Consider the following 18,795-nt stretch of genomic DNA (forward strand, 5'->3'; position numbering starts at 1 on the left):
TTTTTATTCATTTTTATTTAATTCTAATCATTTTTTATTGAATAATTCTTTAATATCATTTCTATTATTTGAAATAATTCTTCATATTGGATGTTTTTCAAATAAATTTAATTCATTAATAGTTGTTGCACTATTTATTTTTCTTATCACTATATCATAAGAGTCCGATGTTTCTTCTTGATACTTGGGTAAATCAATATCCATATCACGATTATAAATAGAATGTGGTTCATTTGACATTAATTCGCTATTATTTATTAATTTTCTTTTAATTGTTAAATCTTTAATAACAATATTATTTGTTTCATTTTTAATTGATCCATCTTGCTTAATTATTATGCTTTCATAAGAATTAGCTGCTAAAAATGAAAAAATTGATTTTTGTGATATTGTTTCAAAATAATGTGTTACAAATTTATTAGCAGATGCATAATCTGTTATTGAAATTGATATTTTATAGTAATATTTTGTTAAATCATAATCTGGAATTTTAAATGTTAATTTTTCGTTTGCTTCTGGATAATTAATTAATTCTCAATCATTGCCACCACTAATAGATATATCACCACTGCCTAATAATGAAGAACCATTAATAGTTTTAATATTTGTACCGCTTACTAATTTATCTTGTTTAGTATTAATATCTTGTGATGTTTTTACAATATATTTATCATCAACTTTTTCAATATAATTTTTATTTAAATAACTATCTTTAATAACATCCGATGGAATTTCATTACTTTGTTTTGCTTTTCAAACACCATTTTCTTCATAAATAGTATCATTATCAAACGGAACGACTAATTTAATATATTCATTATAATCAATTTTACTAAAATCATTTTTTGTAGGATAACTAATATTAATACTATTATCTTTAACAATTCTATCTTTTAATCAAAATAATAATGTTGGATAAAAAGTTTTTTTACTAATATGTTTATATTCTTCTTCTCATGGATGAGCATAATTATCTAAACTATAATTATAAGGTCTAGATACTGTTTTACTAGATATAATATCAATTATTTCACCGGCTAATTTTAAAGCATTTTTAACATCACGAGTAATATTTTCATTTGCCTCAGGATCATTAGTTTGTGAATAAGCAACACCACCTTGTGAAAATGAAGCACTACCAGTTAAATCATTAACTCCTTTTGGTAAATATCAATTTATAACTGCTAATAAACAAGCAGATTGAATATAACTTAATCATTTATCATTTTCAATTAAACCAGTATTATCTTTTTTTACTCATGGAAATAAATCTTTTTTATTTATTTTATTGGAAATTGTCCCACCTGATAATCTATCCATTCATAAACTAGTTTTTAAAATAGCATTATAAATTAAATTATCATTATAAGCAGATTGTTTTCTATCATTAATAGGCTGTCAAAGTTTACTTTCTTTAACATCTTCAACTGTTATAAATAACAAATTACTTAAATTATTTTCCATATAAAACACCTCTTAATTGATTACGATATTTTTTTTTAAAATTACTTGGCTTATAACTATTAACTCTTGTTTTTGTTTTCTTAATTGTTTTAATAGTTTGATTAGTTTTGTAAAACATATTTTTAACTGGTGTTTTATATAAATTCTTAATATTTTTAACATCACTTCGGCGTTCACAATATCATTTTTTATTATTAATTTCACCAGCAAAATTAAAATTAAAATGTCCAATTTTTAAATTATTAATAAACTTTTTAATTTGTTGTAATTTTTGAACTGTTGGTAATGTTAATTTAGTAGTTCCTTTGGGATATTTTTCTTTTAATGCTTGTGGTAATCGTTTTTTAATATAATTTCTTAAATGACTAGGTAATCATTTTCTTAATCAATAACGCCAAAATAAAGTTCCTGCATTAGATACAGCATTACTTAATAATTTTCAAATTTCAACTGGAACACTAGGATAAACATATGGACCATAAAATTTCGGATGTTTTGCTGTTTTTGTATATATTAAAATAGTTAAATTACCTGTTAAAGTTAACTTATTTGTAATATTAAACATACCACTATCAAGCCAACTACTATTTAAAGGTTGTCAATTAGTATTTAAATAATTTTCATTTTTAAATTGTTCTCTATTTTTAATATTATTATCTTTTTCTAATTGACTTAATATTTGTTGTATTTCTTTTTTATGACCTTTTTTAATTAAATCTAAATAAGTAAATGGATTTAATCACTGATAAATATCTTCAACTTTATTTGTAATTTTATTATATTTATCACTAATATAATTAATTGGCTTTAATATTTTATTTTTAACTTGATTAACTCTATTAATTAAATTTACAAATTTACTTATTAAAGGTTTATTTTCTAAATTAGATACTAATAAAGTTAAAACGCGTAATATTAATAAATTCATTTTATATTAACCTTGATTATTTGGTTTTGATTCTGGTTTTGTTGCTGAAATTAGATAATCAACTGGAACTCTAAAAGTTTTATTTAGATTACTTTTAGCGGCAGTAATTTCATCTTGGCTTGGTTGTTTTTCCAAAATAATTTTACATGTTTTTGGATATAAAATAGTTGGTGTTGCATATTGAACTTTACCAATTCATTTAGGGTTAGCAGTATCATTATCTAAAACTTGTTGAATAGTATCCATATTAATTGGATATGCTCATACTTGTTTATTTAAAAATAAACCATTTACATTAGTAAAATTATAACCTTTATCACGGTTAACTTGTCCTTTTGTATATGTTTTTTCTAAATGAAAACTTTTTGATACAGGAATACCCATTGCAGTATTTTCATATAATTCACCATTAACCATTGCTTTTAATTGAGCTTGTGAACCAATTACTTTTAAATAAGCAGGTGTTAATCCTAAATACGCCCTACGACCTAAAACCATAAACATTTTATCAGTTGGCAAACCAAAATATAAATTACTAATTTGATTTGTTAATTCAATCAAAGTTTCATTTAATGTAAAGAATGCTCTATTTGCATCATCAGCATTTTCAGCTGTATAACTACGAAATGGAATTACTTCATATTGACCATCTGCTAAACAATAATCATAAATAGCCTGAATTAATTCACATTCTAAATTAACAAATTTATTCTGTACAACACTAGAAATAGCATCAGCAATAACGCCATTTTTAATATTTTGTTCTATTAATGCTAAGTCAAAAGCTTCATTCATTAATTTTAAATTAAATCTTTTATCAATAGGAACTGGAATTCTTGTTAATCCCATTGTTTGAGTTGTCCCACCATTTGGTAATGAATAATCATCTTGTCATACCACACGATGAGTTAAATTATATAGTGCTTGACCAGCATTTGGTAATCAAGCAACTTGTTCTGCGGTTGCAGTAGCATACTGCATAATACTTGCATATTCATTATATAAAGGTCCACGCAATAAAGCATTAACCATATCAACATACGCTTTTTGGTCTGTTGTATTACCTTGTAATATAAAAGGTACTTGTGGCAAATTAATTGTTGCCATAATATTTCACTCCCTTATTATCTAAGGTTTTTAAGTGTATAATCAGTTATTTTTTTAATTTCATCAGGAGTATATGCTCCTTTTTCTTTAATAGTTTCAATTTCATCATTCTTATTTTCAGTAGACTTTTCAATCATTTCTTTAATAATATTAGTTGGTGAAACTGCTGGTTGTTTTTGTACAAACAAATCAGGTTTTAATTCTTTTAAAGTTTGCATTTTTTCAGATAAAGAACTACCACTAACTTTTTCTAAATTAGTTTTAATATCTTCAATTTTAGTAGATGGAACATCTTTAAATGCTTTTAATTCATCTAATTCATTAGCAACTTTTAAATAATCTTCTTTTGAAATAGTATCTTTTCGTTTTTGTATACCTTCAATAATTTGTTTTGTTTCATTATGAAATTCATTTAAAATATTATCTACAATTTCTTCACTTAAACCTTGTTCGATTAATTGTTCTTTTGTAAGTGCCATTTTATAAACCTCTCTTTTTTTATTCTTGTTCGAATAACAAGTCAGCATAAGTCTTTTTAAGGCGGAAAGCATAAACCGTAAATTACTTTTTTGTTAAAAGGATAAACCGTTAACATTATTTTACACTATTATTTTAATAAATACAACTATTAATATAGAGAAGAAGAAAATATAACTTAATATATTTTACTGCTAATTTAGCCCTTAAAACGCGTAATTAAGAGTATTTTAAAAGATAAATTTATTAAAATAATCGCTAATTTTGCTTGTATATATATAATATTGGTAAATCTTGATAAAAGGTTTCAAGATAAAGAAAAGGAGAAAAATAAGTATGAAAAAATTGTTTAGTTTATTAAGTGTATTAACAATTAGTGGTAGTGCTGTACCAACAATAATTGCCGCTAGTTCTTATAAAAAACAAGAAAAAATATTATACTATAATAATGATCATAAGAAAAAATCTTTTTGAATAGATTGATATAAAAAACCAAAAGGTGGAATTTTATGGTTTACATTAAATTTTGGCTCAGATTTTCCATTTAATTATACTAATTTTAAATTTTTGGGAAATAAAGAAGATTTTTTTACTAAAATGAGTTGGGGAGATACATCTTTTGTAGGTAAACCAATTAATAGAGAAATTAACAAATTTAATGATAAATTAACTAATTATAAAATTAATGATCCGGATGAAGCTATTAAATATATTAATAATGATAATACTATTTCAATTCAGGAAGTTAATTATACATTTATGTCCGCTAATTTTACAGCACATCATTTTTTTTACTTTTTATTGAGAAAAATTAGAGTGCACCCCAAAAAGTAAGTAAAATAAAAAAAGATTTTGCTAAATTTTTATAGGGGGTGCATTTTTATATGGCAAAAAAAGGACAAAAATATAACAAATATACATCAGAATTTAGAACAAAAATCATTGAGGAAATTAAACAAAAAAGTTGTTGAATAGTAGCAAAACAATATAATATAAATGCAAATACAGTAGAATCTTGATGAGCAAATCATAAAAAAGGAAAATTAAACAATCCTAAAGGACCTAAAATTTCTTTTGGCAAAAGAAATTTAGAATATTATAAAACAAGGTATGAATTATTAAAAAAGCTCCATGACTTTTACAATTAAGCAAACTAAGAATTGTCTCTTTTATTAAACAAAATTTTTGTGAATATTCAATAAAATTATTACTAGAAGTAACAGGGTTAAAACGTAGTTATTGAGATAAATATAAAAATTATGACAGTAGCAAAAAAGATAAAAAAGCAATAAATAATATTGTAAAAGTCTATGAAGAAAATTTAAAACAATTTGGTTATCGAAGAATTACTAAATATTTAAAGGAAGATTATGGTATAAAATATAATTCAAAAAAAGTTTTAAGAATTATGCGTGATAATCAAATACAACCTGAATATGTAAGAAAAATGAGAAGAAAAATGAAATATAAACAGAATAAAGAAAAAAGCTTATTGCAATATCCTGATTTAATTAATCGTAAATTCAATGATATAAAAACAAGGTTTTCAGTACTATATACTGATGTAACATATTTAATTTGAAAAGGAGAAAGATATTATCAATCAACAATTATTGATGGATATACTAAAGAAATAGTTGATGTAAAGTGATCTAAATATAATGACAATAAATTAGTAATGGATAATTTAAATGATGCAATTAATAAAATAAAATTAATAAAAAAAGATCTGAATGGAATAATAATTCACTCAGATCACGGATATCAATATACATCCACTATTTATCACGATAAATGTTTATCTAACGGTATTACAATTTCAATGGGAAAAAATTACCACTGTGCAGATAATATTGTTATAGAAAGTTTTCATTTATTACTTAAGAAAACTACAATCCATAATAAAATATATAATTCACATAAAGAATATATACAAGATGTTATAAAATGAAATACATGATATTCAAATCGTAAAGAAAAAGATATAATTAAAAAAATAGTAAATACTTTTTTATTAGTACTTACTAAAATGGGTGCACTCTAGTAAATCTCTTTTTTATTCTCCTTTAACTTTTACATCACCATTTTCATCAATAACTAAATCGGGTGATGGTTTATCTAATAAATTTCAACGATAAACTAATTTAAAATATTCCCCGTTGTCTTCAGACCAATATTTAATTTTAAGTGAATTTCTATAAACAAAATATAATTCTTTTTGTCTTTGTTTTCCGACAATAGAATCACCATAATTAATCAATATTTTATCTTTACCATTATTATTAGGTATTATTTGTTTTGGAAATTCATCATTTTTAAATTTATTTATATTTAATTGATTATTTCCTTTTCACACTACATAATAATATTTATTATCTACCTCATTAAATGGTTTTTCTTGTGGTGTTATTCATTCTAAATTTTCTCTGATTTCTTGGTTAACAGTATTTATTTTATTCTTTTCTTTTAGTTCTTTTAATTCTTTGGTTGTATATTCTTGTGGTGTATTACAAGCAACTAAACTTGTTGTACTTGTTCCAATTAAAGTAATTGTTCCTAAAAGACTTAATATTTTTTTCATTACTTATTTTCTCCTTTATTTTATAAAAATAAAAATTAGTAACTTTTTTATTCTAATTAAATATTTTTAATCCTATTCCAATATCTAATCATATTCCTCCTCCAGACGAAGAACCTCAAGTTTCTACATCATAAAATGACATAGCTTGTAAAAAAAAGTGATTTATTTAGAGTGCACCCATTTTAGTAAGTACTAATAAAAAAGTATTTACTATTTTTTTAATTATATCTTTTTCTTTACGATTTGAATATCATGTATTTCATTTTATAACATCTTGTATATATTCTTCATGTGAATTATATATTTTATTATGGATTGTAGTTTTCTTAAGTAATAAATGAAAACTTTCTATAACAATATTATCTGCACAGTGGTAATTTTTTCCCATTGAAATTGTAATACCGTTAGATAAACATTTATCGTGATAAATAGTGGATGTATATTGATATCCGTGATCTGAGTGAATTATTATTCCATTCAGATCTTTTTTTATTAATTTTATTTTATTAATTGCATCATTTAAATTATCCATTACTAATTTATTGTCATTATATTTAGATCACTTTACATCAACTATTTCTTTAGTATATCCATCAATAATTGTTGATTGATAATATCTTTCTCCTTTTCAAATTAAATATGTTACATCAGTATATAGTACTGAAAACCTTGTTTTTATATCATTGAATTTACGATTAATTAAATCAGGATATTGCAATAAGCTTTTTTCTTTATTCTGTTTATATTTCATTTTTCTTCTCATTTTTCTTACATATTCAGATTGTATTTGATTATCACGCATAATTCTTAAAACTTTTTTTGAATTATATTTTATACCATAATCTTCCTTTAAATATTTAGTAATTCTTCGATAACCAAATTGTTTTAAATTTTCTTCATAGACTTTTACAATATCATTTATTGCTTTTTTATCTTTTTTGCTACTGTCATAATTTTTATATTTATCTCAATAACTACGTTTTAACCCTGTTACTTCTAGTAATAATTTTATTGAATATTCACAAAAATTTTGTTTAATAAAAGAGACAATTCTTAGTTTGCTTAATTGTAAAAGTCATGGAGCTTTTTTAATAATTCATACCTTGTTTTATAATATTCTAAATTTCTTTTGCCAAAAGAAATTTTAGGTCCTTTAGGATTGTTTAATTTTCCTTTTTTATGATTTGCTCATCAAGATTCTACTGTATTTGCATTTATATTATATTGTTTTGCTACTATTCAACAACTTTTTTGTTTAATTTCCTCAATGATTTTTGTTCTAAATTCTGATGTATATTTGTTATATTTTTGTCCTTTTTTTGCCATATAAAAATGCACCCCCTATAAAAATTTAGCAAAATCTTTTTTTATTTTACTTACTTTTTGGGGTGTACTCTAAATTTATCTCTTTTTCTATTTACCCTTAACTTTTACATTACCTTTATCATCAATAATTAAGTCGGGCTCTTTAATATCTAAATTTCAACGATAAACAAATTTAAAATAATTACTATTTAATTCTCATCATTTACTGGGCTCATAAGTAAAATCATATCTATTTATAACTAAACCTTTTGGGTAAACAAATAAATCATGTTCTCTATAATGATCAAGTTTTCTTTTTAATGAAATAGAATTTAAATCTATATCATTATTAAATTTACTTAAATATCATTTTTTATTTTTATTCCCACGCCATACTACATAATATCATTTATTATCAACTTTATTGAATGGTTTTTCTTGTGGTGCTATTCATTCTAAGTTATCTTTTATTTCTTGATTAGCAGTATTTATTTTGTTTTCTTCTTTTAGTTTTGTTAATTCTTCTGGTGTATATTCATTTGGTGTATTACAAGCAACTAAACTTGTTGTACTTGTTGCTACTAATGATATTGCATTAATAATACTTAATAATCTTTTCATTTAATTATTTCCCTTTTTTATTATCAATTAAGTGTTTCTATTGAAACAGTATAATCAACAATTATATGTCCTGTATAAGTATTTGTATCAGAAGAATTAATATGTGCTCTGTTATTGCTAATATTTTCAACTTTAATTTTTGTTTCATCTAAAATTGGATTTAATTCCTTTACTTTTTCTTTAATTTGTTGTTCTGTTGGATTAGATAAATTTTCAGTTATAAATTCACATAAATTAGTTTGAGTAATAATTTTATTTAAATTAATATTAGATATAAAATTAACAACTACTTCACCACTTAAAATATCGTTTCTTATAAAAGATATTTTTGCATTTCTTGAAGTTATATCTTTAACTTCAAAATAATTTATAATGTTATTTTTTAATTGTGGATTTTTTTCTTTTAATTTATCTTTAATTTGTTGTTCTGTTGGTAAATAATTATTAACTTTAATTGAGCCTAATTCAAGGTTTTTAATAAGTAATTTTATTGGCCTACTATAAGTAATATTTATTTCACCAGTATAAATACTTGTATCATTTGAATTAACATTAATATTATTACTTGCAGTAATGTCTGTGACATTAATTTTATTAATATCTAATTGTGAATTTAATTTTTTTAAAAAATATTTAAATAATTGTTCATCATAAGTACCACCAAATTCATTTATATCAATTTCTCCTAAATGAGTAATTTTAATAATGTCGTTTATTGGTACAGATTTGTCAACTGTAAAATTAATTGTTTTTTTACTACTATAACCAGTTATAGTGATTACTGCACTATTTTCAGTAATCTCTGTAACATTTATTTTATTAATATTTACTTGGGGATTTAATTCCTTTACTTTTTCTTTAATTTGTTGTTCTGTTGGTTTGTTAGACCCATTAGTTTTAAATACATGTTGATATTTATTATTTATTATTGCATTTCTTCTTACTCTATTTATTTTTTCTATACCTAAATTTCCTCAATTTAATTTATTAATATCATTTTCATCATCTTTTTTTAATTTTTTTTCATTATTTTTATTAGAACAAGAACAAGAACTTTCAATCAACGGTGCAACCCCACTAATTGTTAACACACTTAATAAACTTAGTAATTTTTTCATACTTGTTTTTCTCCTTTTCTTTATCTTGAAACCTTTTACCAAGATTTACCAGTATTATATATATATATATATAAGCAAAATTAGCCGCTTATTTTAATAAATTTATCTTGTTAAATAACCCTTATTACGCGTTTTAAGAGCTAAATTAGCAATAAAATATATTAAGTTTAATGTATTATTTTTTGTATTAAAGTATTGTATTGGTAAAATAGTATGATATTATTATTTTAGTTAAATAAAAAAGAAAATGACCCTACATCATTCTTGCTTTATATTATATACTAATAAATAATTATTTCAATTTCATTATAACATTTTTATATTATTTGTTTAGTATTTGTATACAAAATATATTGTAATTGTGAACTATTGGTATATAATTAAAAGCATAGGTTTAATCTTTTTCCGTAAAAAAGAGTTTATGTAGAGTGCACCCAAAAAAGTAAGTAAAATAAAAAAAGATTTTGCTAAATTTTTATAGGGGGTGCATTTTTATATGGCAAAAAAAGGACAAAAATATAACAAATATACATCAGAATTTAGAACAAAAATCATTGAGGAAATTAAACAAAAAAGTTGTTGAATAGTAGCAAAACAATATAATATAAATGCAAATACAGTAGAATCTTGATGAGCAAATCATAAAAAAGGAAAATTAAACAATCCTAAAGGACCTAAAATTTCTTTTGGCAAAAGAAATTTAGAATATTATAAAACAAGGTATGAATTATTAAAAAAGCTCCATGACTTTTACAATTAAGCAAACTAAGAATTGTCTTTTTTATTAAACAAAATTTTTGTGAATATTCAATAAAATTATTACTAGAAGTAACAGGGTTAAAACGTAGTTATTGAGATAAATATAAAAATTATGACAGTAGCAAAAAAGATAAAAAAGCAATAAATGATATTGTAAAAGTCTATGAAGAAAATTTAAAACAATTTGGTTATCGAAGAATTACTAAATATTTAAAGGAAGATTATGGTATAAAATATAATTCAAAAAAAGTTTTAAGAATTATGCGTGATAATCAAATACAATCTGAATATGTAAGAAAAATGAGAAGAAAAATGAAATATAAACAGAATAAAGAAAAAAGCTTATTGCAATATCCTGATTTAATTAATCGTAAATTCAATGATATAAAAACAAGGTTTTCAGTACTATATACTGATGTAACATATTTAATTTGAAAAGGAGAAAGATATTATCAATCAACAATTATTGATGGATATACTAAAGAAATAGTTGATGTAAAGTGATCTAAATATAATGACAATAAATTAGTAATGGATAATTTAAATGATGCAATTAATAAAATAAAATTAATAAAAAAAGATCTGAATGGAATAATAATTCACTCAGATCACGGATATCAATATACATCCACTATTTATCACGATAAATGTTTATCTAACGGTATTACAATTTCAATGGGAAAAAATTACCACTGTGCAGATAATATTGTTATAGAAAGTTTTCATTCATTACTTAAGAAAGCTACAATCCATAATAAAATATATAATTCACATGAAGAATATATACAAGATGTTATAAAATGAAATACATGATATTCAAATCGTAAAGAAAAAGATATAATTAAAAAAAAGTAAATACTTTTTATTAGTACTTACTAAAATGGGTGCACTCTATATGCTGACTTGTTAATCGGACAAGAATAAAAAAAGAGAGTTTAGAGTGCACCCCAAAAAGTAAGTAAAATAAAAAAAGATTTTGCTAAATTTTTATAGGGGGTGCATTTTTATATGGCAAAAAAAAGGACAAAAATATAACAAATATACATCAGAATTTAGAACAAAAATCATTGAGGAAATTAAACAAAAAAGTTGTTGAATAGTAGCAAAACAATATAATATAAATGCAAATACAGTAGAATCTTGATGAGCAAATCATAAAAAAGGAAAATTAAACAATCCTAAAGGACCTAAAATTTCTTTTGCCAAAAGAAATTTAGAATATTATAAAACAAGGTATGAATTATTAAAAAAGCTCCATGACTTTTACAATTAAGCAAACTAAGAATTGTCTCTTTTATTAAACAAAATTTTTGTGAATATTCAATAAAATTATTACTAGAAGTAACAGGGTTAAAACGTAGTTATTGAGATAAATATAAAAATTATGACAGTAGCAAAAAAGATAAAAAAGCAATAAATGATATTGTAAAAGTCTATAAAGAAAATTTAAAACAATTTGGTTATCGAAGAATTACTAAATATTTAAAGGAAGATTATGGTATAAAATATAATTCAAAAAAAGTTTTAAGAATTATGCGTGATAATCAAATACAATCTGAATATGTAAGAAAAATGAGAAGAAAAATGAAATATAAACAGAATAAAGAAAAAAGCTTATTGCAATATCCTGATTTAATTAATCGTAAATTCAATGATATAAAAACAAGGTTTTCAGTACTATATACTGATGTAACATATTTAATTTGAAAAGGAGAAAGATATTATCAATCAACAATTATTGATGGATATACTAAAGAAATAGTTGATGTAAAGTGATCTAAATATAATGACAATAAATTAGTAATGGATAATTTAAATGATGCAATTAATAAAATAAAATTAATAAAAAAAAGATCTGAATGGAATAATAATTCACTCAGATCACGGATATCAATATACATCCACTATTTATCACGATAAATGTTTATCTAACGGTATTACAATTTCAATGGGAAAAAATTACCACTGTGCAGATAATATTGTTATAGAAAGTTTTCATTCATTACTTAAGAAAGCTACAATCCATAATAAAATATATAATTCACATGAAGAATATATACAAGATGTTATAAAATGAAATACATGATATTCAAATCGTAAAGAAAAAGATATAATTAAAAAAAAGTAAATACTTTTTATTAGTACTTACTAAAATGGGTGCACTCTAATGTTAAAAGATTTATTAGAACTTGATTCTTTAAAAAGAAAAAATGGTAAACCCAATATATCTAAAATAGCAAAAATATTGCATAAAAATCGCAATACAATTAGACGAGAAATAAAAAGGTTAAAAGATAATGAATATGACGCTAAATTAGCACACGAAGATTATTTACAAAAACAACAAAAATGTTTTAAAAAATCATCATTATTGCTAAATATTTTAGAATGACTAGATGAAAAATATAACAAATTTCATGATTCACCAGAACAAATCTGTAAAAAATATGAAAAAGAGTTTGGTATTAAATTTCCAGTATGTTTTAAAACTTTATATAAATATATTCATTTGGGATTTTTAAATTTCAAGAAATATAATTTGTATTTTCATGGTAGAAAATATAAAACAAAAAATAGGATTGATAATCGCGGTAAAATAAGAAATTTTAGAACTATTGAAGAAGCAAAACATGATAAATATGAATTTGGTTGATTTCAAATGGACACTATGGTTGGTAAAAATAATAGTGTTTGTTTAGTTTTAATCGAAGAATTAACGCAATTTAAAATCATTGAACCATTAAAAGAAAAAACAACAAAAGAAGTTACAAACGCATTAAAACGAATTTTTTCTAACAGATTTTTTAAAGATAGATGCAAAGGAATAATAACAGATCAAGGCAAAGAATTTGCTGATTGAGAAAAAATTGAAAAAATAACAAATGCTAAAGTATATTTTTGTGACGCTGGAACTCCAACACAAAAACCAAAAGTTGAAAGAGCAATTCGTGATTTTAGACATTGATTTTCCAAAGGAATTTATTTAAGTATTTATTCAAGAAATTATTATCAAGAAGTTGCCAATATAATAAACTCTAAACTTAAAAAATCTTTACATTGACTATCTTCAAAAGAAGTTTTTATACAAATGTTTAATTTTTAATATAATTACTTATAAAATTTTAATCATTTTATTTTTCGGTGTGTCAAAATTTATAAATTTAAGACAAAACTACTAAATTTTTTAAAATAAATTATATTGAACATTTATTTTATTGATGTTATAATGAAATCAAATAAAGTGCTACACTTCATAGTACAATTTACATATTTAATTACTTTATTTATAATTTTTATAAAAACTAAGCTTTTTTCCGACTACCCAAATTATTATCGTTATTTACAAACAAAAACTTCATTAATAAAAGTCGATGAAGGAATTATTACCCTTATTCAAAATGAAAAACTCAATAACAAATTTCTTAATTCCTATGGAATAAGAAGATGAAAAATTTATCTATTTAAGGAATTATCCCTTTCTACTGAAAAAATCGTTCTCGTCATATTTAAAAATCATTAAGTCAAACAAACAAAAAGAATTTACTAAAACGTAAATTTAACCAATTGAAACCAAATCGAGTATGAAGTACTGATGTAACTGTCATTAAACATAATCATACTGAAAAATCCAATTTAATTTCATTCATTGATTTAGCAACAAGAAAAGTAATTGCTTATACAATCTCAGATTCAATGACAACTTCAGTATTAATAAAAACTTTATTAAAAGCAATAGCAACAGTTTCAAATAAAAAAGATCTGAAGAAATTAATAATTCATTCAGATCAAGGCTCAATTTATACTGCTACAGAATACATTGAATTCTGTAGAAAATATAAATTTAAAATAAGTTACTCAGCAATAGCTACTCCAGCTGATAATGCTGTGCAAGAAAGTTTCCATGCTAGACTAAAGTGTGAAACCTTCTATAACAATTATAATACGCAAAATAAAATAAAAGACATAATTATTATTAAAAAATATATTGAATTTTATAATACAACTAGGGTATCATTAAAAAAATAAAATAAATAAAATTTTGTCCTATTAAAGGGGTACACTCCCATTATTTTATAAAATATCCCATTTAACCTTTTAATTTTTTTCTAATTTAAGTTTAATTTTTATTATTTCTCAACTTTTTTCGGGAATAATACTAAAACTAATAAATTTAAAACTATATCCTTGGTTAATTAAAATAGCTAAAGTAGCTTTATATTTATTTAAATCAACAATGTACATTTTACTAGCATCAGAAGGAATTTTAATTTCAAATAAAAATGGATAACATTGGGAGTCCATAAGAAATAAAAAAGTCTTTTCTTGTTGATACATCTGAATAAAAAATATCACTTAAAGCACTCTGTTCATTCCTTTTAAAACTTTGAAATAAATCTTTAATATTTGTCGAATCTTTATTTTTTTTTAACTTCTATCATTGTTTTTTTAACAACATCTTGATTAATTTTATTATCAGAAGTTTTCACTCTTAATTGTCCTTCTTTTAAATTAAAAGACCTCTCATCCATTCGTCGGTATATAACATTTTTAGAACTACTTTTGACCTCTAATAAAAAATTATTTCCCAAACCATCCGCTATACTACTGTGACTAACTAATCCTGAAATATCACAAGGTGCTAAAATACATGCATGTGATTTTGCAAAATTAGGTAAATTATGAATTGATTGATACATATTTTCTGTAATTAAATATTTAGCAGAAGAAGCCCCTATTCCTTCGGGCTGTATTTTATTATTTTAAAAAAAGATAACCGATTATCTGCCAATTCACGCCATCTTTTTGATTTTTCAATTTTAGGTAATGGTACTATTAGTCTATTGTCTAAAACTCTTTTTGAATCATTTTTTTCAACAAATGTTATATCTTTAAAATCTTTACTAAGGTTATTTAAAAAATCATTTTTCAAAGGTTCATTATTTTGTGTTATATCTTGATTATTACTTTTGATTTTTTTATTTTGTTCACTAACTTCAAATGTTTTCTCATCATCAGAATCATCATCTGTTGGATTAAAAAAAGGTTTATTTAAATTATTAATTATTTTCATCTTATTATTCTACTTTCTTTTTTATAAATAACTGCTTATCATAATTTTTTAGTTGATGAATAAGCCTTAAGAAAATTATAACACCTTTTCAATTGCTGCTAATAAATATGCTTTTAATTTTGTTTGTGTTTCATATGTATTTTGTAAAGTATTTGTAAAATTATGTGCGGAAATTGGGGAATGATTATCAATTCCATTTTTGCAAGCATATTGTAATATTTTTACTATCTTATCAAACAAAGTATCTTTGTTATGATCATCAGTTGTATTATGCAAAAAATCAACTAAATCTTGTTTAACTCATTTTGTTGTTTCAATCCCTGTCCAACTTGGATGATCAAGAGAAGTTTGGTCAGTATTAATTCAACAATTACTTGTTTGTTTTGTCTCATCTCATATATTATTTTGTGCATCATACCCACATTGTGCTGAATAAATATTTTTTAATGCATCAAAAGTTGAAGTGGCAATTTGTTTTAAAGCACTAGTCACAACATAATTTTCGCCATAAATTTTAGATTGTTCGGTATCAACACCAACTATCTTAGCATTGACTTTATTAACTTTAATTTGATTAATTGTATCTTGAACTTGTGCACCAGCAACCGGAAAAATAATATGAGCGCCACGAGCTAATAATTCATCACTAATAATTTTGCCATCACCAGCTTGAAATGATTGTGAAAATCATGATTCATTCTGTTTTAAAACATTTTGCACTTTAACAATTGATTGTAAAGTTGTTATTTCTGGATTAATATTTTGGACTTGGTTTAATATATCATGTTTTATATTATTTCATTTACTATTTACTGAAGAATTAATAATAGTATTAAATAAATCAATTCCAACTAAAAAACCTCACATATAATTTGAAACAGCAACTGGATTATCCATCCCACCATAACTACCAACTTTTAAGTGTCCATTATATTCATTTTGGTGCGCATTTAAATAAATGCTTGTTGCTAAACTCACATAAAAGCCAGAGGCTTCAGCTTGATAAGTAATTCCAATAATATTTTTTGCTAATGGTGCTTTCTGGTCCATATTAAGATGAATGTTTTGACTACTTCCATCAATATAAATAATATTATCAACTAAACCTGCTGCTCAACCAATGGTATTACCATGGTTGAAACCAGGTAAAACTAGTGTTTTTGCTCCTGCAATTGAAGATGTAATATAAGCATTTTTATAATCACCAGGCGTTTGACTAACTGATTCAAAGTAACTTGCTCGTCAGTTTGAACTTTTTCAATTTTGTGGTAGAACAATTTGATTTTTTTGTGCAAAAACATATTTACTTGCTCCCTCTCATGCGGATTGATTAAAAGCAAGATCATTTACAGTTCCCCCATCAGTAATAACCCAAATACTATTATCAAAATTATACTTCTTTGCACAAGCAAAAACACTGTTCACTGAAGTGCCAATGATACTTATCATCATCAAACTTTGTAAAATTCGTTTCATATTTTTTGCTCCTTTTTTACTTAATGTTTGTAAAAACAAAAAGATCAACCTGGTTTTTCATTAAAATGAGTGGTTAATGTTTAAAAAGCAAAAGCATTAACCTATAGCGTCTTTTTCCAATGGTAAGACGTAGAAACACTAGACCATATTACTAGTATATACAGGTATATCATTTATTTTTATACTTATATCATAACTTCTTTTTTATCAAAAAGCAATTAAAATAAAAAAACAACCCGGGTGAGATTGTTTTTTAAGGTATCCATGAAGTATAAGATAATATAATACAAAGTATGGTCATATTGATAGGGCTAAACTTGTGCTGTTTATTATTAATTTAATAAAAGTACAATTTTTATACTTCCCTAGACATTTATTATTATATAGTTCAAAAAATAAAATTCAATAAGATTTAAATAACTTTTTAGATTTTTTTTTAAATTTGTTGTACTTTATCCTACAATTTACATTTTAGAACAAAATTGAAATAAAATTAAAACAAAACAGCGTAAATAATGAAAAACTAATTTTAGTCTTGTATTTCTTTGCATTTAGTCGTATGATTATTTTGAAATTATTTTAAAGGATTTAGGTATTAGTGGAATTTTAAATCCCCTACTGGTGTTTAAAATTTCCCCCACCATTTACAATAACATATCAAAAAGATTAAAAAGATAAGGACGTGCAAAAAAAGAATAAACGAAATAATACACGAAAAGTAATGGTTGGTAATGTTCAAATTGGCGGACAAAATAAAGTTGTTATTCAATCAATGACTAATACAAAAACACACGATGTTGAAGCTACTTTAACGCAAATCAAGCAACTATATCAAGAAGGTTGTGAAATTGTTTGAATTGCTGTTTTAGGAAAAGATGATGCTGCTGTTTTAAAAACAATTGTTGAACGTTCTCCTTGTCCATTAGTTGCAGACATTTATTTTAATTATGAATTTGCTTTAATTGCTGCTGATGCTGGTATTAGTAAAATTAGAATTAATCCAGGAAACATTGGGAGTATTGAAAATACAAAAAAAGTTGTCGAAAAATGTCTTGAAAAAAAGATTCCAATCCGAATTGGGGTTAATTCTGGTAGTTTGCCATTAGATCTTGTCAATAAATATGGTTGAACTCCTAAAGCAATGATTGAAAGTGCTCGTCGTCATATTGAAATTTTAGAACATCTTGGTTTTTATGATATTATTTTATCTTTAAAAGCAACTGAACCATTAATGGCAATTGAAGCTTATACCTTAGCTAGTCAAGAATAAAATTATCCCCTTCATCTAGGAATTACTGAAGCTGGTAGTCATCATACCGGAACAATTAAATCATGTAGTGGTTTGTTACCGCTTCTTTTTAATGGTATTGGTGATACGATCCGAATTAGTTTATCAACTGATCCAATAGCGGAGGTGGAAGTTGCTAAACGAATGTTAAATTCATTAGGACTTTATGATAACATTGTTGATGTAATTGCTTGCCCAACATGTGGTCGTTTAGAATATGACCTTTTCCCCGTTGTAAAAGAATTAGAAGAATATACAAAAGATTTAAAAATCCCATTAAAAATTGCCATTTTAGGTTGTGTTGTTAATGGTCCAGGAGAAGCTAAACAAGCTGATTTAGGAATTGCTGGTGGTAAAAATGGTGGAATTATTTTTAAAAAAGGTAAAATTTATAAATCATGTAAACGAGAAGATCTTGTTCCAGAATTAAAACTATTAATTGATGAATATTATCAAGAATGACAACAAAAAAAACATTCAACAATAATAAAACCTTTTATGATAAAATAAAAATTGGAAAGAAAATAGAGGTGAATGATATGAATATGTGTTGTCCCGCAAAAAATCATGATTGTTTTTCGTGTCGTACTTGTAGTAAAC

At 23.6% G+C, this 18,795-nt stretch carries 23 protein-coding genes, 1 pseudogene and 1 riboswitch; of the genes and pseudogenes, 11 read left to right on the forward strand and 13 right to left on the reverse strand.

Translation table 4 applies throughout. The features are described from left to right. Positions 1-3: 3 nt before the first annotated feature. Genes AACL22_RS00395 through AACL22_RS00410 form a run of 4 tightly spaced genes read right to left on the reverse strand, consistent with a single transcriptional unit; the run spans position 4 to position 3,978 of the window. On the reverse strand, positions 4-1,464 hold the full coding sequence (locus AACL22_RS00395) for a hypothetical protein (protein ID WP_338988714.1): 1,461 nt from the start codon (positions 1,462-1,464) through the stop codon (positions 4-6). Further along, positions 1,454-2,392 (reverse strand): hypothetical protein, encoded by a 939-nt coding sequence (locus tag AACL22_RS00400; RefSeq protein ID WP_338988716.1) that lies wholly within the window; start codon positions 2,390-2,392, stop codon positions 1,454-1,456. The genes AACL22_RS00395 and AACL22_RS00400 overlap by 11 nt, the downstream gene beginning before the upstream one ends. A gap of 6 nt (positions 2,393-2,398) precedes the next feature. After that, a complete protein-coding gene (locus AACL22_RS00405) occupies positions 2,399-3,499 on the reverse strand; it encodes a hypothetical protein (protein WP_338988719.1) in 1,101 nt (366 codons plus the stop codon). Between the two features lie 17 nt (positions 3,500-3,516). Then, positions 3,517-3,978 carry a hypothetical protein gene (locus tag AACL22_RS00410; RefSeq protein WP_338988721.1) on the reverse strand — a complete coding sequence of 154 codons (462 nt, stop codon included), beginning with the start codon at positions 3,976-3,978 and terminating at the stop codon, positions 3,517-3,519. A gap of 334 nt (positions 3,979-4,312) precedes the next feature. Between AACL22_RS00410 and AACL22_RS00415 the strand changes: the two genes are divergently transcribed. The 3 genes from AACL22_RS00415 (at position 4,313) to AACL22_RS00425 (ending at position 6,020) form a co-directional block, all read left to right on the forward strand. After that, on the forward strand, positions 4,313-4,810 hold the full coding sequence (locus AACL22_RS00415; RefSeq protein ID WP_338988724.1) for a hypothetical protein: 498 nt from the start codon (positions 4,313-4,315) through the stop codon (positions 4,808-4,810). 50 nt (positions 4,811-4,860) lie between these two features. Beyond that, positions 4,861-5,124, forward strand: coding sequence for a hypothetical protein (locus tag AACL22_RS00420; RefSeq protein ID WP_338988671.1), 264 nt, complete (start codon positions 4,861-4,863; stop codon positions 5,122-5,124). A 140-nt stretch (positions 5,125-5,264) separates the two neighbouring features. Then, positions 5,265-6,020: an IS3 family transposase gene (locus AACL22_RS00425; RefSeq protein ID WP_338992931.1), complete on the forward strand. Its 756-nt coding sequence runs from the start codon at positions 5,265-5,267 to the stop codon at positions 6,018-6,020. A gap of 12 nt (positions 6,021-6,032) precedes the next feature. Here AACL22_RS00425 and AACL22_RS00430 read toward each other — a convergent pair whose 3' ends face one another. The 5 genes from AACL22_RS00430 to AACL22_RS00450 form a co-directional block, all read right to left on the reverse strand. Further along, the gene (locus AACL22_RS00430; protein WP_338988726.1) at positions 6,033-6,557 is read right to left on the reverse strand and encodes a lipoprotein; all 525 of its coding nucleotides are present in this window, start codon (positions 6,555-6,557) and stop codon (positions 6,033-6,035) included. A 166-nt stretch (positions 6,558-6,723) separates the two neighbouring features. Continuing rightward, entirely contained in the window at positions 6,724-7,653 is a 930-nt protein-coding gene (locus tag AACL22_RS00435) for an IS3 family transposase (protein WP_338992933.1), read from the reverse strand. Further along, positions 7,620-7,883, reverse strand: coding sequence for a hypothetical protein (locus tag AACL22_RS00440; protein WP_338988671.1), 264 nt, complete (start codon positions 7,881-7,883; stop codon positions 7,620-7,622). The genes AACL22_RS00435 and AACL22_RS00440 overlap by 34 nt, the downstream gene beginning before the upstream one ends. Positions 7,884-7,970: 87 nt before the next feature. After that, a complete protein-coding gene (locus AACL22_RS00445) occupies positions 7,971-8,483 on the reverse strand; it encodes a lipoprotein (RefSeq protein ID WP_338988728.1) in 513 nt (170 codons plus the stop codon). A gap of 20 nt (positions 8,484-8,503) precedes the next feature. Continuing rightward, complete coding sequence (locus AACL22_RS00450; protein WP_338988730.1) at positions 8,504-9,601, reverse strand: hypothetical protein; 1,098 nt, start codon at positions 9,599-9,601, stop codon at positions 8,504-8,506. Positions 9,602-10,097: 496 nt separating this feature from the next. Between AACL22_RS00450 and AACL22_RS00455 the strand changes: the two genes are divergently transcribed. The 7 genes from AACL22_RS00455 (at position 10,098) to AACL22_RS00485 (ending at position 14,386) form a co-directional block, all read left to right on the forward strand. Then, complete coding sequence (locus AACL22_RS00455) at positions 10,098-10,361, forward strand: hypothetical protein (RefSeq protein ID WP_338988671.1); 264 nt, start codon at positions 10,098-10,100, stop codon at positions 10,359-10,361. 140 nt (positions 10,362-10,501) lie between these two features. Beyond that, a complete protein-coding gene (locus AACL22_RS00460) occupies positions 10,502-11,215 on the forward strand; it encodes an IS3 family transposase (RefSeq protein WP_338992935.1) in 714 nt (237 codons plus the stop codon). Between the two features lie 121 nt (positions 11,216-11,336). Continuing rightward, a complete protein-coding gene (locus AACL22_RS00465; protein ID WP_338988732.1) occupies positions 11,337-11,633 on the forward strand; it encodes a hypothetical protein in 297 nt (98 codons plus the stop codon). Between the two features lie 140 nt (positions 11,634-11,773). Then, on the forward strand, positions 11,774-12,280 hold the full coding sequence (locus AACL22_RS00470; RefSeq protein WP_338992937.1) for an IS3 family transposase: 507 nt from the start codon (positions 11,774-11,776) through the stop codon (positions 12,278-12,280). 28 nt (positions 12,281-12,308) lie between these two features. After that, a complete protein-coding gene (locus AACL22_RS00475; RefSeq protein WP_338988734.1) occupies positions 12,309-12,488 on the forward strand; it encodes a hypothetical protein in 180 nt (59 codons plus the stop codon). A 39-nt stretch (positions 12,489-12,527) separates the two neighbouring features. After that, complete coding sequence (locus AACL22_RS00480) at positions 12,528-13,463, forward strand: IS30 family transposase (protein ID WP_338988736.1); 936 nt, start codon at positions 12,528-12,530, stop codon at positions 13,461-13,463. A gap of 461 nt (positions 13,464-13,924) precedes the next feature. Continuing rightward, positions 13,925-14,386 carry a DDE-type integrase/transposase/recombinase gene (locus AACL22_RS00485; RefSeq protein WP_338988738.1) on the forward strand — a complete coding sequence of 154 codons (462 nt, stop codon included), beginning with the start codon at positions 13,925-13,927 and terminating at the stop codon, positions 14,384-14,386. A gap of 69 nt (positions 14,387-14,455) precedes the next feature. Here AACL22_RS00485 and AACL22_RS00490 read toward each other — a convergent pair whose 3' ends face one another. From AACL22_RS00490 to AACL22_RS00505, 4 genes are all read right to left on the reverse strand, one after another. Further along, on the reverse strand, positions 14,456-14,662 hold the full coding sequence (locus tag AACL22_RS00490) for a hypothetical protein (RefSeq protein ID WP_338988741.1): 207 nt from the start codon (positions 14,660-14,662) through the stop codon (positions 14,456-14,458). 113 nt (positions 14,663-14,775) lie between these two features. Beyond that, on the reverse strand, positions 14,776-15,057 hold the full coding sequence (locus AACL22_RS00495; protein WP_338988744.1) for a hypothetical protein: 282 nt from the start codon (positions 15,055-15,057) through the stop codon (positions 14,776-14,778). A 35-nt stretch (positions 15,058-15,092) separates the two neighbouring features. After that, the gene (locus AACL22_RS00500; protein WP_338988747.1) at positions 15,093-15,431 is read right to left on the reverse strand and encodes a hypothetical protein; all 339 of its coding nucleotides are present in this window, start codon (positions 15,429-15,431) and stop codon (positions 15,093-15,095) included. Between the two features lie 75 nt (positions 15,432-15,506). Beyond that, on the reverse strand, positions 15,507-16,907 hold the full coding sequence (locus AACL22_RS00505; protein ID WP_338988750.1) for a BMP family ABC transporter substrate-binding protein: 1,401 nt from the start codon (positions 16,905-16,907) through the stop codon (positions 15,507-15,509). An 84-nt stretch (positions 16,908-16,991) separates the two neighbouring features. Continuing rightward, positions 16,992-17,091: riboswitch (purine riboswitch) on the reverse strand. 537 nt (positions 17,092-17,628) lie between these two features. On the opposite strand from AACL22_RS00505, the pseudogene ispG reads away from it, so the two are divergent. Beyond that, a pseudogene (gene ispG / locus AACL22_RS00510) lies at positions 17,629-18,705 on the forward strand (flavodoxin-dependent (E)-4-hydroxy-3-methylbut-2-enyl-diphosphate synthase). The last annotated feature ends 90 nt before the right edge of the window (positions 18,706-18,795 follow it).

Origin of the sequence: Spiroplasma endosymbiont of Seladonia tumulorum (assembly GCF_964020235.1) — a bacterium.
In the GTDB taxonomy this organism is placed as follows: Bacteria; Bacillota_I; Bacilli_A; order Mycoplasmatales; family Mycoplasmataceae; genus Spiroplasma.